Here is a 13697-nt window from a genome sequence, read left to right as displayed (position 1 = left end):
ATTCCCCCTTTACTCGGCTAATGTCCGATCCATACCTGCCCCATTCCATCTATAATACACACGACCGCCGCTGGCTTCCGGAACCCACCAGGAGTAAATCGTATACCCAACAGGAAGATCAATGGTCTTCCATCCCCACTTCTCGGTAATGATCATCATCTTGCCATTCGGCAAAATATAACTGCCGTCCCAACAGGCAACAGCTCCAGGCATACTTCTACCGCAGGGCGTGCCTAACAGCATAACAGGCATATCGTAATGCATAAACTGACGCTCTACATCGCATAGCGGTCCAACAGGGACCACGACTCGATCATCGGTATCCCACATTAAAAGCTGCCGATAGGCGGCATCTTCGCTTTCGCAGGCATTTACCATACTGGGCGGTTGCCACTGCCAAGAGCGAACTTGCGGCTGATACGAAGTAAGTCCATTCAGACGGCTGTACACTTCGATCCTGGTCTTGTCCAAAACATTGCTACTATCCAGGCAGCGCTGCTCCCAAGTGTATTGCCAGGACGCTGCCTGCGTTGTATAATCCTTGATCCAAATACCCCCAACATAGACCTTGATCAGATACTCGAGGTCGTCAATAGGCTTAAATTGCTGCTGCGTAAAGTATTCCTTCTGATCATCCTGGGACACGCAACCAAAGCTAAATTCCTTATTTCTCGCGATCCAGTCGAATGTCATATCGCCCACGGCTTCGTTCGAAAAATATCGATTCTGAGCACCGAAGTCAGACATACGAAAACGCCCAGGGGCATTGGGCCGCTCCGGGCGTCTTACAGTTTCTACGACTTTAATTTTCGCATCCGAAAACTCTTCTTCAAAGTAAGCTGTAGCTGTCGTGATATTGTACTCTTCTACCACGGTCTGCCCTGAGTTCACCACAGCGCCGCCACTTGTCACATTCGCATAGGTACCGGATTCAAGGAAATACATGATCTCGCCAGCGCTATGAAACCGAGGTACAGTATCATGGGTGCCTCGTAAAATGCCGGTAACCTTCCAGTGGCCATTCGCCATCTGCTTGATGCCGCTCCACGCCAAGACCTCATCGCCAAGAACGATTACCTTGCTTCCTTTTCGAGCCGCCGTCAGATCAGGGCTGCCACTAATCGGAGTATCGTCATGCAGCCACTCTAGGCCATAAATATCAACGACTTCAATCCCGACAAGATCCTCAACAGGAGAAAACTCCAGGTAATCATAAACAAGTCTAGCTGTAGCTGTCCATTTTGTCATACTGCTTGTCGATTCAAAACTGCTGCCATCCTTTTTCCTCCACACTTTCCAAAGCGAAGTATCGGCATCGGGCTTGGCCGCCATGGCGAAGACGTAGGACGATTTTTCCGGAATAATTTCGTAAGGCATTTCGATAAATGAATAATCCTGCACCCCAGTAGGATGTTTTAATTCAGGCTGCCAGTCTGTACTGCCGTTAAAATTCAGATCGGTTTTATCCAAACTAAATACATCTTCAAGAGCCTCGATTGTCACCTTTCCCTCTGCAAAATCGCCCAGATCAACGCTGGTCACACGAATCAGCATATTTTTAATGCTGCTATAGGCTGGCCAATTGATTCTGGCTACATCGCCAGTTCTAAGGCCCGACAATGTACGGTTGCCGGTAATCGTGAATCCAGCCAACGGGTAGCCTTGCTGGCGAAGTTCTCGCTGCACCGCCCACAAAGCATTTCCCGAGTTTGTAAAGTAGAGGAATGAATAGGACTTATCGTTCTTGGTCCCTTCATTGATCGTGATATTTGCCGCGTCTTGGTCGTTTATGGTCCCCTGTTCATATATGGCTGATCGATCGGTATAGGTCACAGCTACTTCTCCAATCGTCTCTCTCCAATCAATTCGTGTAAACACGACCTTTTCGCAATTATCCTCGTTCAATAACAATACTTTAAGTGGATCATAATCATCGCGTATGAGCTTAAATGTGAGCTTTCCTGTTGATGGATCATTATAACGGACCATGTTCAAATGATCGCAAAGAGAGTCTAGGATTGTTCGAGCTGTCTCTTTCGTTTCGAGCTTGACTGTCACGCCCATTTTCTCCGCTGCAAAAGTCGTAGCGACTGCCTTTAAAGCCTCCTGATCCATGCTATCCATGTTCTCAGATAATCCCCAATTTTCGTTTACGACCATCTCATAGATCGCCTCTGCCGGATTCGCATCACCACCAATACCTCCGATGCCCAGGCGATTTGGCGTAAACTCAACTTCAAACCACATTTCTGGGATTCTTGCTGATTTCCCGATATATGCTGTTGGTATAACCACGCTAACAAAATCACGATATGCTGGGGTTAACCCTCTAATCTCTTGCTTTATGGTATCAGCCTTCATTTGCTTAATCATCCAGGGATCAGGCATCTGATTATCGCCACCGAGGTATACGTGCAGCTCGCCGATAAACCCACCGCCTTCGTCTACACCGCCGAAAAGATTTTCATTATTAACCTTAATAATAAATGGTCCATTCTGATAATCTTCTCTAACAACATCGCCCTCCCACACCTTTTCTTGACCAATATAGACAGCTTTGAGTCTCATGCCAGGTTCGCTCCAACAAACAACTTGCTGATAGCCTAAATAATATTTGAACCCCTTCTGAATTGTGGTTTTTAAATTACGGCCGTTGATCAGCCAAGAAAGAAGCCACTGCGCTAACATCATCAAAAAATTGGGGCCTTCCGTCTCCTTTACGTCATGAGCATGTTCCCCGCTTTTCACCTGAGTCAATGATGCTTGCCCAGTTACTTTTAAATTATGTTCATGGGTATCCTTGCTATGGCCATTGGTATTGGCATCAACTGAATCGCCTGTTTTAGGCTTTAGCAACCACGAAAGCAATCCAGTAAGTATAATAGGCCATGCGGAAAAGCTCGCATGCGCAGCATACTCTTCCGTGTAAATGTCCGCACGAAAGTCTCCAAAATAGCTTGTCAGCGGATTTTTTATAAGCCCCCTACCAAGCACGACAGGAATCGGCTTTCCTGTTTCTGTTTCGGCTGCAGTTAACTCTTCCGGTTTGGCATCAGCCTGTTCGGAAGAACCATTATTATTTTTTCCAAGGCGCCACAAAAGAAATGTGGATACAGCCCACCCTGTAAACGGCGACATTGCCATATTAAAATCCTCCTACTAAAGGCTAATCGTGCCAACTACTCCATCAGTGTCTCTTTTGACAACAAGGCTATCAACCCAATAGACGCCTTTACCAACATCCTTGCGGCTCGGGTTAGCTGGAGCCACATAAGGAAAGCCAGTAAAGTTTAAAGTGTTTTTATACCGGAGAGCACAAGTGCCAAATAAATGGTCGCAACCAGGTAGTACTTGAATATTATTGCGAGGTACTGTAATAAAAGGATATTGCAATGTAATCTTATCGCCGACATGATCGCGGATCATGCGAATGTCTGCGTCCTTTTTCACAACTCCGCCTTTAAAATAACCGTCTTGATATTGTGCAAAAGCAGCGCTATAAAGATAAATGTTATGTTCCACTTTATCAAGAAAAGCAGTGATTTCATAGTCGGAACTTTTCAATCGGCACTTACGATCAAAAATTAAGTTGCCGCAAAAATACTGCTTACACATGCCCGGTAACTCTTTTTCAAGCCAGCTTTCCATTTTACCAGTCAGCTTGCATTCAGAATCCTCGAATGACGCCTGACCAATCCTTCCAGTAAAAACAGTGTCATAGCGACTCAGATCTGGACGGTGAAGCCTAAAAACCCAAAGCTTAACCTCACGTTCCGGCGGTGGCCCCATCCAGAGTTTCGCTATGGGATTATCTATCGCAACATTTATATCCAGAGTCGCTGCTTCGCCGCGGCCGGTCGGCTTAATTTCACCCCGCTTGATATAATCGGCTTCAAAGTACATAGTCTGAAAGCCTGTATTTGTTTTAATGGAAACGCTGACGGCCTCGCAATGAGAGGTATATAAAAAGCTATCTCCTTCGTGTGTAAAGAGATAGCATTCAATCGGCTCACCGTCTTGTACGGAATATTCATAGGTACCTATATTGCTATTCGCCATTAGTCAATCACCTCCGCAAATTTAAAAGATGTTGTCGCAACAGCTTGTGAGTCATAGTCCGTCGTCATCGTATCGTTATCATGGCGGTATTTATTCAAAAAAGAAATCATTTGAATATCATCACATCGAAGCGGGCGCTTCAAAACCGAATCCAAATAAATCTTCCCATACTGCTCAGTGCTGTCCATGGCATAGCCTGCCACCTCTAACAAAAAGCCCTCGCCGCTTCGTAAGAATACGGCCAGGGTTTTCTTTTGGGTACCGGTATAGTATTTGAAATAAAGTGGCCACTTCGCATAAAAGAATTGCTGTCCTGGTAAGGCGTCCTGCAATAACTCGAAGTCATTGAACCAGCTCGGCGCATAAAAGGACTTCCAGCATCCGCGGCAGCGCGTAAAGAAGCGCTGCAGATTATTAATCTCGGGCCGCGATAGCCCAACATACTCAATATCTAGTGTCTCGCTTGGATCGTTACTGCGCAGATCATATTTAAATATCCCTGTATCATTATCAAGGCGCTTGGCATTGCGCGAAAACGAAGAGGCTATATCTTTGGTCCAACTTGGCGGCGTCATAAAGACCTCATAACCTTTGTAATAGTTTGGAATCCCCTGCCCCCAAAACAAATTCAATGGCTCATCATGATATTCATCATAAGCTATCAATTGTTCAGGAGCATCATAATCAACTAGGAATTCATAAGAGAGCTTCGTATCTCCGACAACGCTTGTAGTCATATTGTAGTTTCCCTCTTGCTTTAACGTCCCCCAAGCGACAGGGAGTATAATGGTTTTCTTTGCCGGCCATGTCAGCGTTGTTCTTTTATCTAGCTGAATCGTTCCATCGATGGCCAAATTGCGCATTTTATAATAATTGCCGCCGAACTCATCAGAGTACCAAAGCACGACATTTCCTATGTCGCGGTACTGCCATAGCATTTCCTTAGACACATTAACCATCGTGGCGCCTTCCGGAATGGTATCTTCCGTTTCATAGGCCGCAAACCAAAGAGGCACCTTGATGGCCTCGGTCTGCTTTGCATACGCCACTTGCCTAAGGTACTGGCTCTGCCATGCCTTTAACGCAATATAGTCAAATGTCATCACCCTGCGCGGCTTGGGGCGAAGGGCCATCCGTTGCTCACGGTTGCTATAAGATTTATGGATTTGCGTTTCAAAAACGAGCTCTTCCGTTATATTACCAGACAATCAAATCACCCCCAATTCGGCGACAAGTCAAAGACTTTATCATAAATACGATCTTTACTTGGCCCTGAAAAATCGTCATCCCCTGGACGCGGCCCTGGCGGCTTCGTATATTCCCATTGCCATTGCCAAAGCTTATAGAGCATCCATGGCCAGGAGTTAGGAAATGAAGCAGCATCTATTGAAGAAAACTGCTGAATCATAAGTAATAGCCCCAAGGGAATTTCCTGTCCTGTCCTTTTAGGAAGCGGCCGTCCGCAAATAATTGCATCGACTAAGCTTGTAAACATGATGTTTATAAGATAATCCCCCGACTGCTGCAGCGGGTGCGTCTTCGCAAAAAGCGGCTCGCGAACTGACTCATGACTGATCAGGTCCGGTTTAAAGATTGTCGCGCTACCATCGCCTAATTGACGCGAAACTCCTATAATCTGCTCAAATAGGAAATGATCTTCCCCAAGTAGGTAACGATCGTTTTCACCCCAAACATAGCTCTGCGCCTTCGCCTCACGCTCGCGGGATTTGGTTCCGATCGGGAATGGATCAGGCGCATAGCTCGCATCGATTACAATTACAAAAGCATGACTTTGCGTTACGTCCCAGCCGATCAGCAGATCTTCGTAATGTTCAATATTTTCATAGACTGTTGTACCTCCGAGATTATCCGACACGCTAAAACGTTTGCGACCTAGATTCCATTCATATCTCCATCCTGGTTCTGGCTCAGCGTATATGAAGTTAGGGTTATCCCCCATTGACATGGCAAGATTAGAAATATCATCCCAGGTCAATTCGTCACCATACAAAAAAATGGTACCGTCCCTACCTAAATGAGATAAATCTAAGATCCTAACGGAATCTTGATAATGCTGCGCACGAACGAGACTAGCATTTTCCAAACATATTCCTGTCAGCGAAGCAAAATCAATTGCTTGGCGTGTACTCATAGCCGCCCCACCGCCTATTGTTTAACACTAAAGCCGTCATAGCCGAGCTTGCCGCCGCGCCGAGAATGCGGAAAAGCCTGATTCAAATTTCCCGATTGCGGCCAGCTGACTTCGTAGGTTTGCCCGGGCGCCACATTACGCGCCGAAATAAAGAAAAACCCCGGAATATAACCGACCTGGCTATAGTTTCTAAGTACGTCCGGATCCCGCTGCACATACACAGCAAGGGGCAAATCTACTGTAATACAATTGAGAGTATTGCAGTCTCGTCCTACATCATCCGATTTTTGCGACTGGAAAATGTGATAACTTGGAATCTTAGGATCATATGCCTCCTGCACAAAATTAAGTTGCTTAACCGGAAGGCCAAGAAGCTTACCCGTGTACATATACTTAAAATTCATTTTATCATCGGCACCAGCGCTCAACCAATTGACAGCAGGTTTCCGATTCGGCGCTGCATCTACCTGGGCGAGTAAGAATGTATTAGCCTGCTTATTCATAGCGAATAAAAGGCTGTTGTCATTGTCGATTGTGTCCGCATCGAACTTCGTGGTGAACATATTCTGGCTGTTACGGCTACCGGAAAAAATCGTTCCGCCTCCCCAGTTGCCAATCTTCTGCACTAGCCCAGCCCCTAAGTGAACATAGGTCTTTGGCTCAATTTCTACCGATACTATAAAAAGCGGCTCTGGATCAACTATTAAATTTACATATGCCGTGCAGGCCTCGGATGGGTTGGTAGGAATGCCGACTCCGATGATTTCCTGCTGCCCCGTACTGGCATTAACACTTACTTGACGGGTTACTGTCGGCTGATCACTCCAAACTCCGCTCGCTGGCGTACTTGTGTAGCCGGTCGGGCAAACCATGCCGATGCCATAGGCGTTATTCAAATTGTTTTGCGTATTAAAGATGCCTTTGCCATTGGCGCTGCGCAGGCAAATAATTAAATCGCTATTCCCTGGTGCCTGAATCGTTAGCTTCAAACCATCGCTCTGCCCGCTGCCATCAATAGCCATGTCCTGTGTCAAGTTCTCTAAGATCGTCCATCCCTGGGCCACAGCAAAATCACGAATCGCCGTCAACACCGCATTCGGGCCGACTAAGCCCGTGTATTTCATATATGCCACGTTCAGTCCTCCAATCGTATCAGGCAGTTTGCCTGCTTATTCATGTTCTTAATTTTTTGCTGCATCGCTAACAGCTCTTCGTATTGCCAAACTTTATCGCAACCGTGGTGTATCCAAAAATCGCGGTCTGCCCAGCCATTCGGTACCGCTAGATGAAGTTTCCCATCAATCGTGATCTCGCCAACGTGATCGATCGGAATGCTCGGCCAATAAAAACGTTCCAAGCGGCCGAAGAAATTCACTCTTTCATCGATCGCCTCCAACAGTTCAAGCGGCTCCAACTGATACTGAGTCTTTTCTCCTGTTCCGTACATATGAGTGGTGCCGCCGATGTCTGAGCATGTTGGTCGAATCAGATTACCTTGAACGCCTGGTCGTGCAGGAAAAGACTGCGGAAAATAATAGGCAACTACTTTTCCGTTTTGTATTTCCGGAATCACTTCGACCCCTTGAATAAAATTTGCAAAGCCAGCATGCCTACCGTCTGGCAAAGTCAGAATTACTTGAGACAGATCATGATCAGTGCCGTCAGTCATTCCGGCCATGGTTGGCAGGCTGCGTCCTAGCGACCAATTGGAAGAAGTGTAATCGAACATAAGACCTGTCACAGGGGAAGGATCTTGCGCTCCATGTAAGTGGACTGACTTCCCCTGCTTAATTGCTCCTGTTGTTGCTCCCACAGTTGCAGCTGGCCATGCATACTGAAACTGTGCCTGGTATGGCTCAATAAAGCCTAGATAAGCAACTTCCCACACATCGCAGTTCAAGGAAACGATGATCATTCTGTGACGGTCTTTTGTGATCCAATACTGTAGCCGACCATCCTTCGGTCCATCACTATCCATGCCAAAAGCGGGAAAACCAATATCGGGCGGAAGCGGCGCTTCCGCAGTTCCAAGTCCGTCTGATCCGCTCGTAGTCACTAATAGAGGCATCAGCGCAGGTTTAAGCGGCTGATAACCGCCTGGCTGCTCGAACCAATCTAGGCCATCGGAGTATTGCTTAAAAGTGTTAAAAAATAAGACTTTTGCCGATTTCAGGAATATCTCGGGCTCAGAAAAACTCATGCTGCCACCAGGGAATGAAATTGTTGTTCCGTTAACCGAAAACGGCGTATCATAGCCCATGAAATACTTCGCGATCGTAGACCACTTCATCAGCCACTCTACATACGTTTTCCCCTTTACAATATCCCTCGGCATTAATCCGGCATAAAAATGCTCCCCATCGCGCCAGCCAAACCCTTTTAAAATGGTTCCTGCCGGATATGGAGCTGCTCGCATTACCTCCCAGGCATCCGCGCCATGCACGGCAGCATCACTTGCCCAGAGAGATATCTTTTCTACTAAATCCTCATAGTCGGTTGCAAATCCTTTTGTCCATGGCATTTCATCACGACCATTCTATAGCAAAGTACTGATCGTTTTCGCGGCGAAAGACATTGTAAAAGACCTTGTAGACCTTGTCATTTAAAATAATGTTATCCTTTGCCGCCAGGTCTTCTCGGTTGCCAACCCACCGCACGCCATCCAGTTGGGCCACGATCCCATTTGGGTGCATTTCATGGAGCAAAAACGGATATTGAATTACATTTTCGATCGTGAGCACTTGATCATAGACAGTCAGCGTATTTGTTGGCTTCACATTTGTTGGCCAAACTCCTAAAAACTCGAAAGGAGTCTTGTTTAGCGCCGCTCTCCACGTCCCATCAGGCCGCCTCATGCGCAGAGTAGTATCTCCATCATTGGCCGTATAGGTCGGTAAATCGCGATAACCGCCTAAACCACCATAAGTATCGCTTCCAGGATGAGTAAAGGCGCTATGGCCGTCCGTGTAGCTAGTCCACCTGCTCCCCTCAACGTAGCTGCCACCGATCAGCAGCGGGTATGGATACTGCCTCGATATTGCTATAGGCGTTGCAAAGCCTAAATAACAGCATTCGTATTGCGTGGACATCTCAGTGACGATGATAAAACGGCTTGTATTTGCCGTCAGCCAGTAAGTCGTAAAAACATCTTCCACAAGCGGCAAAATAGGCAATTTCTTGTGAGGAATCGCCCCTGGCTGCTCTCGCCAGTCGAGGTTTGCATCAAAGCCAGCAAAGCCATTGAGGAGCAGATCAATCTGCCCTTCGTCTGCTCCTTTCTGCAGTTTCATGCCAACAAAAATGGAGTCGTGCCCATCGCCGACTCCTTTAAGAATTACTTCGTCAATTATTGCATCCACCGTAGCTGGCCTTAGTAGCTGCCACGGGTTACCGGCGCCAAAATTTCCTGCATCGATCAGAAATGCCACAACATCTTTAAGAAGCTGCAGCGGCTTTCGTGCAGTTCCTGTCATTGTCGCCATCGAATCACCCCTTAATATTGAGTAGCTGCCGGACAGTCGGCGCGTTGCCTTTCATCCAGTTCATAATTACCTTACTGCCGCGGGAGGTACCAAAAAATTTCTCCATTCTATTTGGATCATCTACGTTGACGATGGTCAGCGGAATAGACGTTCCTCCGGTTGAAATACTTGCCACAAGACCGGCTGCACCTTCCACAGCATTTCCACCAACTTGACCGCCAGTAGCAAAGCGCGGCAAAAGAGAAGGTGGAAGAAATCCATTATTCAAAGCATGGAAAAAAGCAGTTCCATATCTTTTTACAGACGCAGCCTTGATAACAAACTCACCATTTGAAAGCCAAGACAATATGCTGTCGCTGGTCCCAGTGCCTGGACCTTGGATATGACCGCCATCGGCATTTTCCTGTGCAAAATCAAGGTTTATAGAAGCCATCATCTGACTAGTAAGCCTTTTGGCTGTAATCTTATTCATTTCCTGAAGCATGCTAGTTATGAGGTCTTTAAAGGCATCGCTGAACTTATGCACCTTGAAAATGCCTTCTTCAAAAAAGTTTAAAAAACCATCCTTGAGACCTTGTCGCGCTGCATTAGATAAATCCTCAATATAAGAATGGGTTTTACCTAGAGCCTCATTTAACGTAGCTGAGTTTCTAAGGACTTCCGCTGTAAAATCTGCGCTTTTTCCGGTTATAGTTTCATATGAAGCCTTTTGTTCTTTGGTCAGATTGGTAAGTCGCTCCGCTTCAGCCAATTGAATTTTGGCTGTATCAAGGTACTGCTGCTTCTGAACATATTCAATGGCATTGGATTTTTCTAAATCTGTTGTCTTCGGATTCGCATTAATCATTGACACCTTAAATTGAGCAGAAGCATCGATCTGCTTAATTGTTTTATCATAAAAATCGTCAATGGCTGTCTGCAAACCTTGAATTGCTTCTTTAATTTTTACTGTTTGGGTTGTATCACCCAAATAAAGCGCCTGATTTAGCTGCTTTTTTAACTGTTCAAGCGAACTATTAGTCGTGGTTGTATAGATATTGGTGTATTCCTTGATGGCAAGCAGCGGATCTCTTGTCCCCGCATACACGCTTTCCAAAAGCTCCGTCTCACTTGAAACAATATCTTTATTTATTTTGTCTATTTTCTGTGTAACTGGAGTAAAATCGGCGCGGTTTTTCTCGATTTGAACCAGTTGATATGTCTTATCGAGATACTCTTTTTGCCCATTCGCCTTAAACAGCTTCATGTAAGGTTCATATTTGCTATCAATGCTAGCGTATGCCTGAGGTCGAGTATCTCCTTGAAGTTCTGCTTTCATGAAATCAATCTCAGCCATTTTACTCATCAAGTTCTGTATTTTTTCAAAAAGCGATGAGAGGCTATTGGTTATGTTTGGAACATACTGGGGAATCTGCTTTTGCCACTGCGCTGCATTATTACTCATAAAACTAGCAACTCGGTTTTTGTACTCCAGTGTTGTCATATTCCCATCAGAAAGCCGAGATAGTTGCTCATCCGTGTCATTTACATGCCCTTCACCGGCATGCCAAGCAATCGCTACTTTCAACCAGTCCTTGTATTTATTAAACAGCTCTACAAATTGGTTCTTAGCCACCGCATCTTGGTTTTCGGGAATATGCCAATCAGCACCTCTCCCTAATCCAGCCGATTCCGCCCAATTAGCCCAATTGCTCTGCATGATTTGGTATTTTCCTAAAGCCCGGTCTCCATCAATTACTGGCCCCAAAGCATTATAATCGCCGCCACTTTCTATCCCAATGAGAGCATTTGTGAAATTATCAATCTGATCCGCATTGTCTCGCCATGACTTGTTTGTAAGCCCTAAAACTGCACCCATTTCTTTTAGAGACTCTGTGCCTGCATTAATTTCATTTTGGAGAGGTGTCGTGTTAATTTCTAGTATTTTCTTTGCTATGTCATCCTTATGAGAACCGTCAGTATCTGCACCATACAAGGTATTGTAAGCTGATTTTTGTGCAGTCATTGCATCCAAATCAATCTGCTTTTTTCGGAGCTCAAGCTCAGCAACTTTAAGATCGGCATCAATCCCCATAGTACCAGTTTTAATCTGTAGATTTAACTGATCTAATTCAACTTGAGCCGCTTTCTTATCTGTTTCAGCTTGGTTCTTGATTTGCTGTATAACAAGTTCGACTTTTTTAGATTGAATATCATATGTGCTTGGTTCATTTTTGAGGCCTAAATTACCATCAGCGGCTTTCGATCCCATATCAATATCTAGATGAGGGCCCCAGTTCGCTAACGCCTCAGGCGAACTTGATGCCGGTGCAGTGACCTCATCTAAAACTGCAATACCAAAATCTTTAGCAAGCTTCATTAATTGTTGCCGAAAAAAGGGATCTTCCATCCCATCGACTACAATATCAGCTTTAGTACCGCTTGTATGACCGCCCCACTCCCGATATCCGCTCGTTACGGTAACATGCTTATCAGGAAACATGTAGTTAATGGCAGAAATAAATTTCTCCATTTTCAAAATTGCATCCTGACTCATTCCACCCATATTTACATCTGAATTGACATCATATTGTGGCGCCTGAAGCTTCCCTTCAAGTTGTTGCGGAATAGGGGCATTTTCGGCTTCTTTCTCTTTGAAGTAATCCTTCTTTTCTTTATTTGACTTGCTTAAATTGTCATAAAGCCTGAATGCTTGGTCTGCCGCGTAGCCAATAGCAACAGCAAGAAGCCCCCACCCAGTTGTGACTAGCAGTCCCTTCATGACAGTACCTGTTGTAATCAGAGTCGCCTTAAATGTACCTGACGTTTCAACAAGAGCCTTAAATACAACTAAATTAAGCCCTGCTTCTCGCCGTAAATTAGTGAGAATAGGTCTAATTTCTTCTATAACCTTCCAAGCAATAAAAGTAAGAAGAATTTGTTGCGAACTATCAAACAAATTAGATGACAGCCCTAATACAAGGCTAAGAGGCCCTGACGCTAACTGCGCTAAATGACTTCCTGTTTCAACAACGCCTTCTCCAAACTTAATCGTATATTGAACAACTAATTTTATCTTATCTAATAAGTCTGGATTGAATGTTACCTTCTTCGTTTGCTCATCAGTGACAAATAAATATTCGTTGAGATCTTTAACTTCATCTTTAATCGCTTGAAAGATTGATTCAGATGCGCTGCCAGAAGCTTGGGAGTATTGGGCTTTAAACTTATCAAAGACACCGGTCATGGAGTTTGGCCACTCTTTTTCAGCCAACTCTTTAAAGCCCCCGAGTTTATTCTCTAAATAAGAAAACAGCCCTCCTGCGGACTGCTTTGCTTGTTGAACATCTGAATTTGTAATACCTAATGCTTTTGCAACTGTTGAATCTTGGTCAATATTACCACTAACAATAGACCGTAGTTCCTGGGAAATTTGCATCTCATCAGCTTGTGCCCCAAGCATAGCTTTAACCGCTTTTGTCCCCATTGTGGTAAGCGATACGATCTCTGCAAGAGTCATCTTCGCCTGAAGACCTGGCCCTAAAATGGACTGAAAACCCGCCATAAGCTCTTGCGGCACTAGGCCGATGTTTACAGCCTTCTGCTCAATTTCCGAAAGAGTTTGAGAGGATAGTTCCATAGCTTGATTGAGACTCATTTCTTCGTCATTCCATGTTGTCATGGACTTTAAGATGCCAGCAATAGCCATGCGCGAGGTTTCCATTTGCTGATCATACTTTAACCCGACGCCGAAAACAGTTTCTGCAGTTTCTTTGAGTAGTCGGAGCGATTCTACAACCCCATAAATAGACATACCAATTTTACTAAGAGTTCCCAAAAACCCTTCGCCACTTGACTTTAGCCCTGAAAACGAATTACTACTACCAATAGCAGATATTTTTTCACCGACATTGTCAGCTTGATCACCAACAGACCGGATTTGTTGTCCTGATTGGACTAGCTCTTTTATTGCCGTAATCGCCTGCTTATTATCCGCGGTAATTCTAATACTAATTTCAGCCAAG

8 protein-coding genes are annotated in these 13697 nt (G+C 45.2%); all 8 read right to left on the bottom strand.

Going from position 1 to position 13697, the window contains the following annotated elements:
• Nucleotides 1-9 precede the first annotated feature (9 nt).
• A complete protein-coding gene (locus tag AC0MXB_RS03365) occupies nt 10-3144 on the bottom strand; it encodes a phage tail protein (protein WP_474038196.1) in 3135 nt (1044 codons plus the stop codon).
• Nucleotides 3145-3159: 15 nt separating this feature from the next.
• A complete protein-coding gene (locus AC0MXB_RS03360) occupies nt 3160-4059 on the bottom strand; it encodes a phage BR0599 family protein (RefSeq protein WP_474038195.1) in 900 nt (299 codons plus the stop codon).
• On the bottom strand, nt 4059-5267 hold the full coding sequence (locus AC0MXB_RS03355) for a hypothetical protein (RefSeq protein ID WP_474038194.1): 1209 nt from the start codon (nt 5265-5267) through the stop codon (nt 4059-4061). The genes AC0MXB_RS03360 and AC0MXB_RS03355 overlap by 1 nt, the downstream gene beginning before the upstream one ends.
• Before the next feature lie 5 nt (nt 5268-5272).
• Complete coding sequence (locus AC0MXB_RS03350) at nt 5273-6211, bottom strand: hypothetical protein (protein WP_474038193.1); 939 nt, start codon at nt 6209-6211, stop codon at nt 5273-5275.
• Nucleotides 6212-6225: 14 nt separating this feature from the next.
• Nucleotides 6226-7335: a hypothetical protein gene (locus AC0MXB_RS03345; RefSeq protein ID WP_474038730.1), complete on the bottom strand. Its 1110-nt coding sequence runs from the start codon at nt 7333-7335 to the stop codon at nt 6226-6228.
• Nucleotides 7336-7346: 11 nt separating this feature from the next.
• On the bottom strand, nt 7347-8627 hold the full coding sequence (locus AC0MXB_RS03340) for a hypothetical protein (protein WP_474038192.1): 1281 nt from the start codon (nt 8625-8627) through the stop codon (nt 7347-7349).
• A gap of 109 nt (nt 8628-8736) precedes the next feature.
• On the bottom strand, nt 8737-9693 hold the full coding sequence (locus AC0MXB_RS03335; protein ID WP_474038191.1) for a hypothetical protein: 957 nt from the start codon (nt 9691-9693) through the stop codon (nt 8737-8739).
• 4 nt (nt 9694-9697) lie between these two features.
• On the bottom strand, nt 9698-13696 hold the full coding sequence (locus AC0MXB_RS03330) for a transglycosylase SLT domain-containing protein (RefSeq protein ID WP_474038190.1): 3999 nt from the start codon (nt 13694-13696) through the stop codon (nt 9698-9700).
• Nucleotide 13697 lies beyond the last annotated feature (1 nt).

This window comes from Pelorhabdus sp. sgz311001 (genome assembly GCF_055901755.1).
Note: the sequence above shows the minus strand (reverse complement) of the source record. Positions and strands in the feature narration are given on the sequence as shown.

Bases quoted from the DNA above. Each gene is read 5' to 3' on its own strand.
- AC0MXB_RS03365 (WP_474038196.1), bottom strand. From the start codon at position 3,144: ATGGCAATGTCGCCGTTTACAGGGTGGGCTGTATCCACATTTCTTTTG.
- AC0MXB_RS03360 (WP_474038195.1), bottom strand. From the start codon at position 4,059: ATGGCGAATAGCAATATAGGTACCTATGAATATTCCGTACAAGACGGT.
- AC0MXB_RS03350 (WP_474038193.1), bottom strand. From the start codon at position 6,211: ATGAGTACACGCCAAGCAATTGATTTTGCTTCGCTGACAGGAATATGT.
- AC0MXB_RS03345 (WP_474038730.1), bottom strand. From the start codon at position 7,335: ATGAAATACACGGGCTTAGTCGGCCCGAATGCGGTGTTGACGGCGATT.
- AC0MXB_RS03340 (WP_474038192.1), bottom strand. From the start codon at position 8,627: ATGCGAGCAGCTCCATATCCGGCAGGAACCATTTTAAAAGGGTTTGGC.
- AC0MXB_RS03335 (WP_474038191.1), bottom strand. From the start codon at position 9,693: ATGGCGACAATGACAGGAACTGCACGAAAGCCGCTGCAGCTTCTTAAA.